The organism is Pasteurella multocida (assembly GCF_900187275.1).
Taxonomy (GTDB): domain Bacteria; phylum Pseudomonadota; class Gammaproteobacteria; order Enterobacterales; family Pasteurellaceae; genus Pasteurella; species Pasteurella multocida.
In genome coordinates this window covers 1,397,336-1,413,371 of the sequence record NZ_LT906458.1, presented here as the reverse complement: position 1 = coordinate 1,413,371, position 16,036 = coordinate 1,397,336, and the positions used below count along the sequence as shown (strand labels likewise).

Annotated in this window: 15 protein-coding genes and 1 pseudogene; all 16 read left to right on the top strand. The window is 41.4% G+C overall.

Annotated elements, in window-relative coordinates; genetic code table 11:
• The first annotated feature begins 11 nt into the window (after positions 1-11).
• The 16 genes and pseudogenes from CKV69_RS06460 to CKV69_RS06385 all read left to right on the top strand — a co-directional run bounded on the left by CKV69_RS06460 (position 12) and on the right by CKV69_RS06385 (position 15,942).
• Positions 12-881 carry a phosphatidate cytidylyltransferase gene (locus CKV69_RS06460; protein WP_005758173.1) on the top strand — a complete coding sequence of 290 codons (870 nt, stop codon included), beginning with the start codon at positions 12-14 and terminating at the stop codon, positions 879-881.
• 21 nt (positions 882-902) lie between these two features.
• The gene (rseP, locus tag CKV69_RS06455) at positions 903-2,231 is read left to right on the top strand and encodes a sigma E protease regulator RseP (protein WP_014326359.1); all 1,329 of its coding nucleotides are present in this window, start codon (positions 903-905) and stop codon (positions 2,229-2,231) included.
• A gap of 29 nt (positions 2,232-2,260) precedes the next feature.
• A complete protein-coding gene (gene bamA / locus CKV69_RS06450; protein WP_005755679.1) occupies positions 2,261-4,636 on the top strand; it encodes an outer membrane protein assembly factor BamA in 2,376 nt (791 codons plus the stop codon).
• A gap of 108 nt (positions 4,637-4,744) precedes the next feature.
• Positions 4,745-5,326, top strand: coding sequence for an OmpH/Skp family outer membrane protein (locus CKV69_RS06445; RefSeq protein WP_005719521.1), 582 nt, complete (start codon positions 4,745-4,747; stop codon positions 5,324-5,326).
• A complete protein-coding gene (gene lpxD, locus CKV69_RS06440; RefSeq protein WP_005725095.1) occupies positions 5,326-6,354 on the top strand; it encodes a UDP-3-O-(3-hydroxymyristoyl)glucosamine N-acyltransferase in 1,029 nt (342 codons plus the stop codon). The genes CKV69_RS06445 and lpxD overlap by 1 nt, the downstream gene beginning before the upstream one ends.
• 105 nt (positions 6,355-6,459) lie before the next feature.
• Entirely contained in the window at positions 6,460-6,918 is a 459-nt protein-coding gene (fabZ, locus tag CKV69_RS06435; protein ID WP_005719526.1) for a 3-hydroxyacyl-ACP dehydratase FabZ, read from the top strand.
• Positions 6,919-6,935: 17 nt separating this feature from the next.
• Complete coding sequence (gene lpxA / locus CKV69_RS06430; RefSeq protein ID WP_005719528.1) at positions 6,936-7,724, top strand: acyl-ACP--UDP-N-acetylglucosamine O-acyltransferase; 789 nt, start codon at positions 6,936-6,938, stop codon at positions 7,722-7,724.
• A gap of 75 nt (positions 7,725-7,799) precedes the next feature.
• A complete protein-coding gene (lpxB, locus tag CKV69_RS06425; protein ID WP_014326358.1) occupies positions 7,800-8,978 on the top strand; it encodes a lipid-A-disaccharide synthase in 1,179 nt (392 codons plus the stop codon).
• A 1-nt stretch (position 8,979) separates the two neighbouring features.
• Positions 8,980-9,573, top strand: a complete 594-nt coding sequence (gene rnhB, locus CKV69_RS06420) for a ribonuclease HII (protein ID WP_005725099.1) — start codon at positions 8,980-8,982, stop codon at positions 9,571-9,573.
• A 30-nt stretch (positions 9,574-9,603) separates the two neighbouring features.
• Positions 9,604-11,460, top strand: coding sequence for an SLC13 family permease (locus CKV69_RS06415; protein WP_005755681.1), 1,857 nt, complete (start codon positions 9,604-9,606; stop codon positions 11,458-11,460).
• Positions 11,461-11,474: 14 nt separating this feature from the next.
• Positions 11,475-12,131, top strand: coding sequence for a CDP-alcohol phosphatidyltransferase family protein (locus CKV69_RS06410; RefSeq protein WP_014326357.1), 657 nt, complete (start codon positions 11,475-11,477; stop codon positions 12,129-12,131).
• 10 nt (positions 12,132-12,141) lie between these two features.
• Positions 12,142-12,770, top strand: a pseudogene (locus tag CKV69_RS06405) (lysophospholipid acyltransferase family protein).
• Between the two features lies 1 nt (position 12,771).
• Entirely contained in the window at positions 12,772-13,701 is a 930-nt protein-coding gene (locus CKV69_RS06400; RefSeq protein WP_005725108.1) for a phosphatidate cytidylyltransferase, read from the top strand.
• 25 nt (positions 13,702-13,726) lie between these two features.
• Positions 13,727-14,305 carry a molybdopterin adenylyltransferase gene (gene mog, locus CKV69_RS06395; protein WP_005737641.1) on the top strand — a complete coding sequence of 193 codons (579 nt, stop codon included), beginning with the start codon at positions 13,727-13,729 and terminating at the stop codon, positions 14,303-14,305.
• A 44-nt stretch (positions 14,306-14,349) separates the two neighbouring features.
• Positions 14,350-14,688, top strand: coding sequence for a nitrogen regulatory protein P-II (glnB, locus tag CKV69_RS06390; RefSeq protein WP_005725112.1), 339 nt, complete (start codon positions 14,350-14,352; stop codon positions 14,686-14,688).
• Complete coding sequence (locus CKV69_RS06385; RefSeq protein ID WP_005755688.1) at positions 14,689-15,942, top strand: AI-2E family transporter; 1,254 nt, start codon at positions 14,689-14,691, stop codon at positions 15,940-15,942.
• The last annotated feature ends 94 nt before the right edge of the window (positions 15,943-16,036 follow it).

The window sequence follows — 16,036 nt, the reverse complement described above, 5'->3', positions numbered from 1 at the left end:
AGGATTAGATTGTGCTTAAAGAACGTGTTTTGTCAGCGATCATGTTAATTGCAATAGTATTTATTGCATTGTTTTTCTTTTCACCCTTCTATTTTGCACTTGCAGTAGGTGTTGTCGTTATTCTCGCTGTTTGGGAGTGGACGCAATTTGCGCATTTCAAATGGTCTTTTTGGCGTTTAGGTTTGACGGGTTTATCCGCAGCTTTTCTATTTCTTTGGATTTATGGTGAAAGTGACTATTTAAATGCGGGTCGTGTGTTTGAAAATACGCTCTCACTTCTTTTATTCTCTTCTGTGCTTTGGTGGTTTGTCGCCTTAGGCTTAGTGATAAGTTATCCCAAAGGGGCGACCTATTGGGGAAAAAACAAATTATTGCAATTTGCTTTTGCTTTTTTAACCTTAGTGCCTTTCTTTGCTGGCGTGTTACGTTTACGCTTAGCACATTATGTAACAGATCCCTATCATGGTTTAATTTTATTACTCTATGTTTTCATTCTTGTTTGGAGCGCGGATTCGGGAGCATATTTTGCTGGGCGCCAGTTCGGCAAAAATAAACTTGCACCAAAAGTTTCTCCCGGTAAAAGTTGGGAAGGCGTGATCGGTGGCTTAGTCACAGCAGGAATTCTAGCCAGTATTTTTATTCACTTCACGCAAGAAAGTTTGCTTTCTGGTATCTCAATACCTGCTTTCATTGCCCTTTCTGTTGCCACTGTTGCTGTATCAATATTAGGTGATCTCACCGAAAGTATGTTTAAACGTCAAAGTGGCATTAAAGACAGTAGTCAGCTCATTCCAGGACATGGTGGTATTTTAGATCGGATTGATAGTTTAACGGCGGCCGTTCCGTTCTTTGCTTATTTTTACTTTTTCGTGATTTCATGATGCATTAGGAACAACAGATTTATGTCATTTTTATGGTCATTTGCGTCGTTTATTATTGTTATTGGTGTACTTGTTGCAGTCCATGAGTATGGGCACTTTTGGGCTGCGAGAAAGTGCGGTATTCAGGTTCATCGTTTTTCAATTGGTTTTGGTAAAGTACTTTGGTCGCGCACAGATAAACAGGGAACTGAATTTGTCATATCTGCGATTCCACTCGGTGGTTATGTCAAAATGCTAGATGGACGTAATGAAGTGGTTCCGCCTGAATTGAGCTCACGTGCATTTGATCAAAAAAGTGTGCTACAGCGCGCTTTCGTGATTGCAGCAGGTCCTATCGCGAACTTCTTATTTGCGATTGTGGCATATTTTACGATTTATACTGTGGGTATCCCGACAGTAAAACCTGTCATTGCGGACATTTCATCAAATTCTATTGCTGCCCAAGCCCAAATTGAACCGAATACACAAATTATGGCGGTAGATGGCACAAAAGTGAGCGATTGGGAAACCATTAATATGTTGTTGGCAACTAAGATGGGAAATGATGAAATTCACCTAACGTTATCGCCTTTTGGCTCGTCTATTGAGCAACATAAAGTACTCAATACGAAAGACTGGCGTTTTGATCCTGAAAAAGAAAGTGCCATGAGCTCACTTGGTCTGCAACCTGTGAGAACTAAAGTGGACATGATTTTGTCTAAGGTCGAGGTCAACTCACCTGCCGACAAAGCAGGCTTAAAAGCCGGTGATCGCATTTATGCGGGAGAGCAGTTAATTAGTTGGCAACAATTTGTACAGTTTGTACAAGAAGGAAAACCGTTTAATGTTAAAGTTGAACGTGATGGTCAGTTTTCCTTTGTTGTTCTGACACCAGAATTAAACAAAAAAGGACGCTGGTATGTGGGGATTGCGCCGACGGCTGCCCCGATCTCTGATGTATATCGAACCGAATTAAAATATGGTATTCTTGAGGCCTTACAGAAAGGGGTTGAGAAGACGATACAGCTTTCATGGTTAACGGTAAAAGTGATTGGCAAGCTCTTTACCGGTGATCTGGCTTTGAAGAATTTAGGTGGTCCGATTTCTATTGCGAAAGGTGCGGGCATCTCTTCTGAAATTGGGTTGATTTATTACCTCGGTTTTATGGCATTGATCAGTGTGAATTTAGGCATAATGAACTTATTTCCATTACCTGTTCTTGATGGTGGTCATTTAGTCTTTTTAGCGGCTGAGGCGGTCCGAGGTAAACCACTCTCAGAACGTATTCAAAATTTGAGTTATCGAATTGGTGCAGCGATATTAATGGCTTTAATGGGATTTGCACTCTTTAATGATTTCTTACGTTTATAATTAATTTTACTCACAGGATAACATTCACGATGAAAAAACTTTTAATTGCGAGCTTATTATTTGGTTCAACCACTGCATTTGCTGCGCCGTTTGTAGTGAAAGACATTCGTGTTGACGGTGTTCAAGCAGGTACAGAAGGAAGTGTATTAGCTACACTTCCTGTTCGTGTTGGGCAGCGAGCAACAGATAACGATATTGCTAATGTGGTACGAAAATTATTCCTGAGTGGGCAATATGATGATGTGAAAGCAAGTCGCGAAGGGAATACTTTAGTTGTGACAGTCATGCCTAAACCTGTTATTTCAAACGTCGTGATTGACGGTAATAAATCGATTCCTGATGAAGCAATTAAACAAAACTTAGATGCGAATGGCTTTAAAGTCGGTGATGTATTAAACCGTGCTAAATTAGAAGAATTCCGGAAAGGGATTGTCGAACACTACAATAGTGTCGGTCGCTATAACGCGAAGGTAGAGGCTATCGTGAATACACTACCAAATAATAGCGCGGAAATTAAAATTCAAATTAATGAAGATGATGTTGCGCTATTTAAAGAAATTATTTTTGAAGGTAATCAAGCGTTTAGCAGCAGTAAATTAGAAGATCAAATGGAACTTCAAACAGATGCATGGTGGAAATTGTTTGGTAACAAATTTGATCAAACCCAATTCAATAAAGATTTAGAAACCTTACGTAGCTATTATTTAGATCGTGGTTACGCGCAATTCCAAATTTTAGATACTGATATCAAATTAAGTGATGATAAAAAAGAAGCGCGTGTCATTATTAAAGTGAAAGAAGGTGACTTATATACAGTGAAAAGCGCGCGTATTCTAGGGGATGTGGGTGGCATGTCAGCAGAACTTGCCCCGATTTTAGATACGATTCAACTAAATGGTCTTTTCCGTCGCGCAAACGTATTGGAAGTTGAACAACGCATCAAATCGAAGTTAGGTGAAAGAGGTTATGCGACTGCGCAAGTCAATGTTCACCCGACATTTGACGAACAAGATAAAACGATTTCGTTAGATTTTATTGTTGAAGCAGGCAAAAGTTATACGGTTCGCCAAATTCGTTTTGAAGGCAATACAAGTAGTGCAGATAGCACCTTACGTCAGGAAATGCGTCAACAAGAAGGCGCTTGGCTATCCTCGGAGTTGGTTGAGTTAGGTAAATTACGTTTAGATCGTACGGGGTTCTTTGAGAGTGTAGAAACCAAAACAGAAGCTATCCCGGGTTCTGATCAAGTCGATGTGATTTATAAAGTCAAAGAGCGTAATACGGGTAGCATTAACTTTGGTATTGGTTATGGTACAGAAAGTGGGTTGAGCTACCAAGCCAGTATTAAACAGGATAACTTCTTAGGAATGGGATCTTCTATTAGTTTAGGTGGGACGCGTAATGACTACGGTACTACAATCAATCTTGGTTATAATGAGCCGTACTTTACCAAAGATGGTGTGAGCCTCGGTGGCAATGTTTTCTTTGAAGAATATGATAGTTCCAAAAGTAATACCTCTGCGGCCTATGGACGGACTAGCTATGGTGGTAATTTGACACTAGGCTTTCCGGTGAATGAGAATAACTCATATTATCTTGGTGTGGGCTATACGTATAATAAACTGAAGAATATCGCACCGGAATATAATCGTGATTTATATCGTCAATCAATGAAATATAATGATTCTTGGACCTTTAAATCGCACGATTTTGATTTGTCTTTTGGTTGGAATTATAACAGTCTTAACCGTGGCTATTTCCCAACCAAAGGGGTACGTGCCAATATTGGTGGACGAGTGACCATTCCGGGCTCAGACAATAAATATTATAAACTCAATGCAGAAGCACAAGGGTTCTATCCGTTAGATCGTGAACATGGTTGGGTACTTTCAAGCCGTATTAGTGCCTCTTTTGCTGATGGATTTGGTGGTAAGCGTTTGCCGTTCTATCAATATTATAGCGCAGGCGGTATCGGGAGTTTACGTGGCTTTGCCTATGGTGCGATTGGACCAAATGCAATTTATCGTACACGTCAATGTCCTGACAGCTATTGTTTAGTCAGTAGCGATGTGATTGGGGGGAATGCAATGGTCACCGCCAGTACCGAACTCATTGTCCCAACACCATTTGTCGCAGACAAAAACCAAAACTCAGTAAGAACTTCTTTGTTTGTGGATGCCGCAAGTGTGTGGAATACGCGTTGGAAAGCAGAGGATAAAGCAAAATTTGCAAAATTGAATGTGCCAGATTACAGTGACCCAAGTCGCGTTCGTGCTTCAGCTGGGGTGGCGCTTCAATGGCAATCGCCAATTGGACCGTTAGTGTTCTCTTATGCGAAACCTCTTAAAAAATACCAAGGCGATGAAATTGAGCAATTCCAATTCAGCATTGGTGGGACGTTCTAATAAGCGATTGGAACTTATGTAAAAAATTGTAGTCTAAACAGCCATCTGTGCCGTCAGCGTTCGGCACAGTATTTATTCATATCTTTATTGAAATAGGAAAAGAAACCAATGAAAAAAGCAGTCAAAGTTACCGCACTTTCTTTAGCATTAGCCTTTACTTCGTCTTTAGCCATGGCCACAGAAAATATTGCATTTATCAGTGGGGATTATTTATTTCAAAATCACCCAGATCGTAAAATGGTGGCAGAAAAATTAGAGTCAGAGTTTAAAGCCAGAGTAGAAAAACTCACTGCAAATAAAAAAAGCATTGATGAAAAAATTGCCGCTTCTCAAAAGAAAGTTGAAGCCAAAGTTGCTGCATTACAAAAAGATGCCCCGAAATTACGCAGTGCAGATATTAAAAAACGTGAAGAAGAAATCAATAAACTCGGCAATAGCGAGCAAGAAGCGATCAATAAACTCGTTACTGCACATGATGAAGAAGTCAGTAAATATCAAGACGATTATGCAAAACGTGAACGTGAAGAAACCGCAAAATTAGTGGATAGCATTCAAAACGCGGTAAATACGGTTGCAAGAGAGAAAAACTATACATTAGTACTGAATGAAGGTGCAGTCGTGTTTGCTGCAGATGCAAAAAATATTACTGAAGATGTTCTAAAAGTCATTCCTGCGACACAGGCGAAATAATGCAAGTTTATTCCCTCCAAGAATTAGCACAACAGATCGGCGCTACCATTCGTGGTAACGCCGATGTTGTTGTAGAAAGTATTGCGCCTTTAGATAAGGCGACAGAAAAACAGCTTACCTTTATTTCTAATCCTAAGTTCCGTTCCTTACTGGCACAATCTCATGCCGGGATTTTGGTGGTGTCAGAAGCGGATGTGGCGTTTTGTGCAGAGCAAAGTAATTTATTGATTGTAAAAGATCCGTACGTGGCTTATGCCGTTCTAGCACAATATATGGATAGCACGCCGAAAGCTGCGAGCGGCATTGCCGCCAGTGCGGTGGTATCGGCTAGTGCTGTGATAGGCAAAAATGTCTCAATTGGTGCCAATGCGGTGATTGAAGACGGGGTAACGCTTGGTGATCATGTAGTCATTGGTGCTAACTGCTTTGTCGGCAAAAATAGCAAAATTGGTGCTTATACCCAGCTATGGGCAAATGTCAGTGTTTATCATGAGGTTGAAATAGGGCAACATTGTTTAATTCAATCTGGTGCAGTGATCGGTAGTGATGGTTTTGGTTACGCCAATGATCGTGGGCGTTGGATTAAAATTCCACAAGTTGGACAAGTTATTATTGGCAATCATGTCGAAATTGGCGCTTGCACTTGTATTGATCGAGGTGCGTTAGATCCAACGGTCATTGAAGATAATGTGATTATTGATAATCTTTGCCAAATTGCGCATAACGTCCATATTGGGACCGGGACTGCAGTTGCTGGTGGGGTGATTATGGCTGGTAGCTTGACCGTCGGACGCTATTGCTTAATTGGTGGTGCCAGTGTGATCAATGGACACATGGAAATCTGCGATAAAGTGACGATTACAGGTATGGGGATGGTGATGCGTCCAATTACTGAACCTGGCGTGTACTCTTCGGGTATCCCATTACAAACGAATAAAGAATGGCGTAAAACCGCTGCATTGACGTTAGGCATTGATGCGATGAATAAACGGTTAAAAGCCTTAGAAAAGAAATTCGAGAAGAAATAAGCGTGAAACGAACCGCACTTTTTTGTGGTGCGTTTTGTATTCAGCACGTAAATACCGTATAATTTTGAATGTTTTATCGTTTTATTTTTATTGGAAGGTACTATTGTGACAACTGAAACTACCACAACAAAAATCATTGAAGCAAATGAAATTATGAAATTGCTTCCTCACCGTTATCCTTTTTTATTAGTGGATCGTGTGGTGGATTATGAAGAAGGTAAATGGCTTAAAGCTGTAAAAAATATTAGCGTAAATGAGCCTTGCTTTACGGGACATTTCCCAGAACAACCGATTTTTCCGGGTGTGTTGATTTTGGAAGCCATGGCACAAGCGACGGGGGTGCTCGCCTGTAAAACTTACCGTCAATTAGAAAATGAAATTTATTATTTTGCTGCAATTGATAATGCGCGCTTTAAACGTCCTGTGTTACCTGGTGATCAAATGGTGTTAGAAGTTCACTTCTTGAAAGAGCGTCGCGGTATTACGCGTTTCACTGGTGTGGCAACCGTAGATGGTCAAGTGGTGTGCGAAGCAGAATTAATGTGTGCTCGTCGTCCCGCATAATAAGCAAGGAGTAAAATATGATCCACCCAACCGCACAGATTCATCCTACCTCAATTGTGGAGGCTGGAGCAAAAATTGGTGAGAATGTTGTTATCGGTCCCTTTTGTCTTGTTGGTGCAGAAGTCGAAATTGGTGCAGGTACGATCTTACATTCGCATGTTGTCGTCAAAGGCATTACTAAGATTGGGCGCGATAACCAAATTTTTCAATTCGCCAGTATTGGCGACACCAACCAAGATTTAAAATACCAAGGTGAGCCAACCAGAACGATCATCGGTGATCGTAACCGCATTCGTGAGAGTGTGACGATTCACCGTGGTACAGCGCAGGGCGGTTCTGTGACGGTAATTGGTGATGATAACTTATTGATGGTGAATGTGCATGTAGCACATGATTGCCGCATTAAGAATCGTTGTATTTTAGCCAATAATGCAACATTAGCAGGGCATGTTGAGCTCGATGATTTTGTGATTGTTGGTGGGATGTCTGCGATTCATCAATTTGTCATTGTCGGCGCACACGTGATGCTAGGTGGTGGTTCAATGGTTAGCCAAGATGTACCACCTTATGTGATGGCGCAAGGCAACCACGCAAAACCGTTTGGTGTGAATATTGAAGGCTTGAAACGTCGTGGTTTTGATAAACCGACCTTACATGCGATTCGCAATGTGTATAAACTGATTTACCGCAGTGGCAAAACCTTAGAAGAAGTGATGCCCGAAATTGAACAAGTGGCGGCAAAAGAATCAGCGATTAGCTTCTTTGTTGAGTTTTTCAAGCGTTCAACACGCGGAATTATTCGTTAATTAAGCGAAATTTGACTCAAATCGACCGCACTTTTTTCCTGAGAAGTGCGGTTGTTTTTTATCTAGGATTGAGAGATGAAAGAAATACATAAACAGCCGCCGACGATTGCCATTGTTGCCGGCGAAGTGTCGGGTGATATTTTGGGTGCTGGGCTTATCCGCAGTTTGAAAGTTCAGTATCCTCATGCACGATTTATTGGGATCGCGGGGCCTCGAATGTTGGCAGAAGGCGCGGAAACCTTGGTAGATATGGAAGAGCTTTCAGTCATGGGATTAGCCGAAGTGGTGAAACACTTACCCCGTTTATTGAAAATCCGTCGTCAATTAATTCACACCATGTTGCAAGAAAAGCCAGATATTTTCATTGGTATTGATGCGCCGGATTTTAATATCGACGTTGAATTGAAGTTAAAAGAAAATGGCATCAAAACCATACATTATGTCAGCCCTTCCGTTTGGGCTTGGCGTCAGAATCGTATTCATAAAATTGCCAAAGCGACGCATCTCGTTTTAGCTTTTTTACCTTTTGAAAAAGCATTTTATGATCGTTTTGAGGTGCCTTGCCGTTTTATCGGTCATACGATGGCAGATGCGATCGCATTAAAACCAAATCGTCAGGAAGCTTGTGAATATTTAAATCTTGATGCAAGTCAGCGTTATGTGGCGATACTTGTTGGAAGTCGTGGTTCAGAAGTTACCTTTTTAGCGGAACCTTTTTTGCAAGCGGCTAAATTGTTAAAACAACAATATCCTGATATTCAATTCTTGGTTCCATTGATTAATGCTAAGCGTCGTGAACAATTTGAACAAATTAAAGCGCAAGTCGCGCCAGAATTAGAGCTGATCTTGTTAGACGGAAAGGCTCGCCAAGCCATGATAGCCGCAGAAGCAACCTTATTAGCGTCAGGGACGGCAGCGCTAGAAGCCATGTTATGTAAATCGCCGATGGTGGTGGGTTATCGTATGAAAGCAACTACTTACTTCTTAGCAAAGCGCTTAGTGAAAACAGAATATGTTTCCTTACCGAATTTATTGGCGAATGAAATGTTGGTACCAGAGCTTATCCAAGAGCAATGTACAGCAGAAAATCTTGCTGAAAAACTGGCGCTTTATTTAAGCCAAGAAGAAAGCGCGTTACAACAACGTCATGCATTAATTCAACGCTTTACGGATTTACACAAGTTGATCCAATGTGATGCAGATAAACAAGCGGCACAAGCTGTGATTGAATTACTCGAACAAGAGGATAAATAACATGGTATTTGAATATCCCAAAGGGGTTGAACTCATTGCAGGTGTGGATGAAGTCGGGCGCGGACCTTTAGTGGGCGCGGTTGTGACGGCAGCGGTGATTTTAGATCCTCATCAACCTATTTTAGGTCTCAATGACTCGAAAAAACTGTCTGAAAAAAAACGCCTTTTGTTAGCCGAAGAAATTAAGCAAAAAGCCTTAGCTTGGAGTTTGGGGCGCGCAGAAGCAGAGGAAATTGATCAATTAAATATTTTGCATGCCACCATGTTAGCGATGAAAAGAGCGGTCGAAAATTTGAAAATTCAACCGCACTTTGTGTTAGTGGATGGCAATCGTGTGCCAGAGCTCATGATCCCAGCACAAGCGATTGTGAAAGGTGATGGACTGGTGGCAGAAATCAGCGCTGCCTCCATTTTGGCGAAAGTCGCACGCGATCAAGAAATGGCTGAGTTAGATAAACGCTATCCGGAATATGCCTTTGCGCAACATAAAGGTTACCCAACGGCGTTGCATTTAGCCAAATTAGCCGAGTTGGGACCTTTAGCCCAGCATAGACGTAGTTTTGCGCCTGTGCGAAAATTACTCAATACTTTATAATTCATCTATTTATTTTGTGAGGAGTTTAACGTGGAGCTCAGCTTACAAGCACCTTTCTGGACAAGTTCGTTATTTTGGGTCTTACTGCTCTTATTTGGCGCGATTGTCTTATTTGTACGTAATAAAATCCGCATGGATGTGGTGGCATTATTAGTGATTGTCGCCTTTGCGTTAAGTGGCATTTTAAGTGTAAATGAAGTTTTAGCAGGCTTTAGTGATCCTAATGTCATTTTGATTGCATTACTTTTCATTGTCGGAGAAGGAATTGTACGTACTGGGATTGCTTATCAAGTGAGTGAATGGTTATTAAAAGCCTCGAAAAATAATGAAACCAAAGTGCTAATTTTGTTAATGCTCGCGGTGGCGGTACTCGGTTCGTTTATGAGTTCGACAGGGATTGTGGCGATTTTTATTCCAGTGGTGTTAGTCATTTGTCAGCAAATGAATATCTCACCGAAACGGCTTATGATGCCGCTGAGTGTCGCTGGTTTAATTAGTGGCATGATGACCTTGATTGCCACCGCTCCTAACTTAGTCGTCAATGCGGAATTGATTCGTAATACGGATTTTCGTTTTCACTTCTTTGATTTTACCCCTATCGGTCTAGTCGTACTGACCATGGGGATTTTATATATGTTAGTGGCGCGCCGTTGGTTAACTGATCCTGAAGAACAAACCAAAAAAGATACCAGTCGACGCTCAATGAATGATTTGATCGATGAGTATGGGCTACGTGAGCGGACCAAACGACTGGTTGTCAAAAAAGGCTCGCCATTCATTGGGAAAAATTTAGACGAACTTCATCTGCGTTCTAGTTATGGCTTAAATGTGTTAGCTATTGAACGTTGGAAACGATTTAGACCGATGTTTATTGCCGCGCTAGGCACCTCTGAGATTCGTGAGAAAGATATTTTAATGATGGACAGCAGTCATCCTGAATTCGATTTAGAGCAGTTTTGCCAAGAAAATCATTTAGAAATGGCGGAAATTCGTAGCCAAAGTTTCTCACAACAAGCGAAATCCATTGGCATGGCAGAAATCACACTTGTACCAGATTCCGATTGTATTGGAAAAACCACATCGGAGTTGCGTTTTCGTTCACAATTTGGTTTAAATGTGGTGGGAGTAAAACGTGATGGTGAAGTCTTAGTCGGTAATTTTTCGGATGTCAGTTATGCTTTAGGGGATTTGATTCTCGTCGTCGGGGATTGGAAAGCCATTGCACAGATGCAGCATCATGCGAAAGATTTTTATGTTTTAAACTATCCGCTTGAAATGGAAAGAGCGGTCCCCGCCGCCACACAAGCACCACATGCGGTATTTGCGATTTTAACCATGGTGGTATTAATGGTGAGTGGAGTTGTACCGAATGTGATTGCTGCCCTAATTGCGTGTTTAATGCTCGGTTATTTCCGTTGTGTCGATGGGAAAAGTGCGTATGAATCGATCCATTGGTCAAGTTTAGTGTTAATTGTGGGTATGATGCCTTTTTCTATCGCTTTGCAAAAAACCGGTGGTGTAGATTTAGCGGTGAAATTAATGTTAGATGCAGTGGGGGGATTAGGTTTACATGCGGTGTTAATGAGTTTATTTTTACTCTGCGCAGCGGTGAGTCTATTCATTTCTAATACCGCAACGGCCATTTTAATGGCTCCCATTGCGATTACCATCGCCCATCAATTACAAGTATCACCGATGCCATTTGCGATGATTATTGCAGTCGCAGCCTCCGCTGCATTTATGACGCCAGTGTCCTCCCCTGTGAATACCATGGTATTAGGTCCCGGTGGGTATAAATTTGCGGATTTTGTTAAAGTTGGTGTACCTTTCACTTTATTAGTGATGATCGTAAGTGTCTTTTTAATTCCTTTACTGTTCCCATTCTGAGTAGGAGCGTGCTCATGAGTATTTATGATTTAAAACCTAAATTTCAGAATCTATTACGCCCAACGGTTGTCAAACTGGCGCAACGTGGGATAACAGCGAACCAAGTGACTTTATTGGCGTGTGCGATTTCCGTTGTGCTAGGGCTCTTTCTCACAGCACTGGCTGAAGTACATTGGTTATTTATTTTGATCCCTATTTGGCTGTTTATTCGTATGGCGTTAAATGCGATTGATGGCATGCTCGCACGTGAGTTTCATCAAAAATCACGCTTAGGGGGGTATTTAAATGAAATTACTGATGTGGTTTCTGATGCCGCATTATATTTACCTTTTGCTTGCATTTTTCCGTTTGATCCGCTACTGATTGGGTTGATTATTTGGCTTGCCGCGTTGACGGAATTATGTGGCATCTTAGGGCAAGTACAAGGTCAAACTCGTCGTTATGATGGTCCACTGGGAAAAAGTGATCGTGCGTTTTTATTTGGTGTATTAGGGCTGGCTTATACCTTCTACGCTCCTTTGCCGGAATGGTTGTATTGGGTAGCATGGCTCGTGGTGTTATTATTGATTTTGACCTGTATTAAGCGTGTGCGTGCGGGGTTAGCTGAGTTACCTAACCAAGTGGAACATGGCACTGAAAAAACAAGCACGGATATCTCATCCTCTGAATAAGGAGAATTTTATGCTCGCCAAACTGATTGATTTTCTTTTATGTCGTTTTACTTCCTTTATTACGGGTGTTCGCCCACAAAAAAACGTTACGCAACAATCTACAGGAAAAAATCGACTGTATTATGCCAATCATAATAGTCACGGGGATTTATATTACTTTGGGTGTCTTTACCCTATGAAGTACGCCAAAATACCCGCCCTGTCGCGGGTGCAGATTATTGGCTAAAAGGCAAAGTCCGCCGTTTTTTAGCGAAAAAGGTCTTTAATATGCTCTTGATTGAACGTGGTAGTGATGATCCTAAGGTGGCAACTAATCAAATTAGCGACGCACTAAAAGACAGTTCATTAATTATTTTCCCAGAAGGCACGCGTAAGACTGATGATGATCTTGCCTTACAACCTTTTAAAAGTGGGTTATTTCATTTAGCAAAACAAAACCCAACGCTAGAATTGGTCCCTGTTTGGATTAGTAATATGCATAATGTGTTACCGAAAGGGTTTATTTTACCGATTCCACTACTTTGCGATCTGTATTTAGGTGAACCGTTAAGTTACCAACAAGGGGAAGAAAAAGCCGATTTTCTTGCTCGTGCGCAAAACGCCTTATTACGTTTAAATCCAAAATATCAAGGAGAATAAGATGGAAATTTGGACACTCTTCTGGGGCTTAATGTTCACCCTAATTCTCGCTTCCGCCATCGGTTATACATTAAAATGGAAAGTGGGTTTTTCTACACCTCACGCTGTGATTGATAATTTAAATGCCCGTATTAATGCGTGGTGGGTCATGATTTTGATTATTTTTGCCGCGGCATTTATTGGTTTTTACGCGGTGATTGCGTTATTTTTTATCATTTCTTTTATGGCATTACGCGAATTTTTATCATTAATTTATATCCGTCGTGGTGATCATCTTGCGTTAGCTGCCTGTTTTTATGTCATTCTCCCCGTACAATATTATTTTGTGGCAATCGACTGGTTTAGCATGTTTACGATCTTTATTCCGGTGTATGCCTTCTTATTTTTACCGATTTTGTCTGCCTTGCTAGGTGATGCCTCACATTTCCTAGATCGTTCCACGAAAGTTCAGTGGGCAATTATGATTTCAGTATTTTGTATTTCCCATATTCCCGCTATCTTAACCTTGGATATTGTGGGTTTTGAGAATAAGAATTTATTGTTAATGATTTTCTTAATTTTAGTCGTGCAATCAAGTGATGTGTTGCAATATGTGTGGGGCAAATTATTCGGAAAACATAAAATTGCGCCGACATTATCACCTTCTAAAACAGTGGAAGGGTTTGCCGGTGGGATCCTAAGTGCCTCAATTCTCGGTGGTTTACTGTATTGGTTAACCCCGTTTAGTCCGTTACAAGCCTTTCTGATGAGCTTACTGATTTGTTTAATGGGCTTTTTAGGCGGATTAGTGATGTCGGCAATCAAACGTAGTATGGGCGTGAAAGATTGGGGCAATATGATCAGTGGTCATGGTGGCATGTTAGATCGCATGGACAGTTTATGCTTTGCGGCACCTATCTTCTTCCATGTGGTGAGATATTATTGGGTTTAGTTGGCAATAAAAAATAGAGGAAAAAATGACCGCAGTTTTAAAAATTGGTTTAGTTTCAGTCTCTGATCGTGCTTCACAAGGCGTGTATGCTGATCAAGGGATTCCTGAATTACAAGCTTGGTTAGAAAAGGCATTATGTGAGCCCTTTGAGATAGAAACTCGCTTAATTCCTGATGAGCAAGATCGTATCGAACAAACCTTATGTGAACTCGTTGATGATTACCATTGCCACTTGGTGTTAACCACAGGCGGAACTGGACCGGCAAAACGCGATGTCACACCTGATGCGACTCTCGCGGTGGCAGATCGTGAAATGCCGGGATTTGGTGAACAAATGCGCCAAGTCAGTTTGCATTTCGTCCCAACGGCGATTTTATCGCGTCAGGTGGGCGTCATCCGTAAAAACAGCTTAATCCTCAATCTGCCGGGGCAACCTAAAGCGATTAAAGAAACGCTAGAAGGGGTGAAAGATGAAAACGGTCAGGTTATTGTGAAAGGGATTTTTAGTGCGGTGCCCTATTGTTTACAACTGATCAACGGGATTTATATTGATACTTATCCCGACGTGATTGAAAGTTTTCGCCCTAAATCCGCCCGTCGTTAGACGAGTTAGCGGAGATAAAAGTGCGGTCAAAAAAGGAAAAATTTATGAAAAAGATTGAAGCAATCATTAAACCTTTCAAATTAGATGACGTACGTGAAAGTCTATCTGATGTGGGTATTACCGGGATGACGGTTACAGAAGTGCGTGGATTTGGACGTCAAAAAGGACATACTGAACTTTATCGTGGTGCTGAATATATGGTGGATTTTCTGCCGAAAGTCAAAATGGAAATTGTCGTGACTGATGAGCAAGTGGATCAATGTATTGAAGCCATTATGGAAACCGCACAAACTGGGAAAATTGGTGACGGCAAGATTTTTGTGTATGACGTTGAACGTGTCATCCGAATCCGTACTGGGGAAGAAAACGAGGACGCAATCTAAATGCTCAAAGTTGAATCGCCTATTTTAAAAGTGTTGGTCGCTTTAGCCGCCATTGTGATCATTTTGGCTGGCGTCAAAGTCGCAAGTGAAATTGCGGTACCGTTTTTATTATCGCTTTTTATTGCCATCATTTGCTCGCCGATCATCCGCTTTATGACTAGCCGTAAAGTCCCGCACTGGCTTGCCATTACCTTATTACTGTTGATGATTTTAGTGGTGTTTTTCTCGGTGTTAAGTTTGATCAATAGCACCGCGCGAGAGTTTACCCAATCGATCCCACAATATCGTCTTTTATTATCAGAACGGATTAATGCTTTAGTATTATTGGCGAAGAAGTGGAATATTCCCTTGGATTTATCCACCGAGCGAACGATGGAATATATGGATCCGAGTGTGATCATGAATTTGGTGAGTAGTACATTACTAAGCTTTTCCGGCGTCGTCACCAACGTATTTGTTCTGTTCCTTGTGGTGATTTTTATGCTGAGTGAAGCGCCGTTTGCGAAACATAAATTGGCGCTGGTGTTTAGTTCAGATGTGCGTGATGTTCACCGTGAAGAACATTATATCAATCGGATTTTACAAGGGGTAATTAGTTATCTTGGCGTGAAAACGCTGACCAGTTTATTAACCGGTGTTTGCGTTTATATTCTGCTTGAATTAACTGATGTGCAATATGCTATTTTATGGGCAACTTTGAGTTTTCTGCTTAATTATATTCCCAATATTGGTTCGATCATTGCCGCCGTGCCAATTGTAGTGCAAGCCTTATTACTGAATGGTTTTCCAACAGGTCTTGGGGTAGCGATTGGTGTAGGTGCGGTGAATATGATTGTGGGTAACATCATTGAACCGAAAATGATGGGGCGCACCTTAGGCTTATCGACACTTGTCGTTTTCTTATCCTTATTATTTTGGGGATGGTTACTGGGTACAGTTGGGATGTTGCTGTCTGTGCCACTGACAATGGTGCTAAAAATTGCCCTTGAAGCCAGTCCAGAAACGGTTAAATATGCGATTTTGTTAGGCGATGTGAAAGACATTAACCGTGAAATCATCGACGCCAAACAAGAAGCCGCAGAACGCATCAAAGAACAGGCTGAGTGGGAAGAAAACGCGGAGCAAATCGCCGAAGCCATTGCCACGGCCAAAGAAGAAGCAAAGAATGAAGCCATCGCTGGCGTCATTGCAGATGCTAAGGCAGAAATTGAAGCTGAAATTCAAGCGATCGCGAAAGCCGCGGATCAAAAATAGCAACAGGTTATAAAAAAACACACCGCACTTTTTTCTTTCTCGATCGAGTTCGCAAAAAAGTGCGGTGTTTTTTTACAGAGTTTGGCGAAATTGC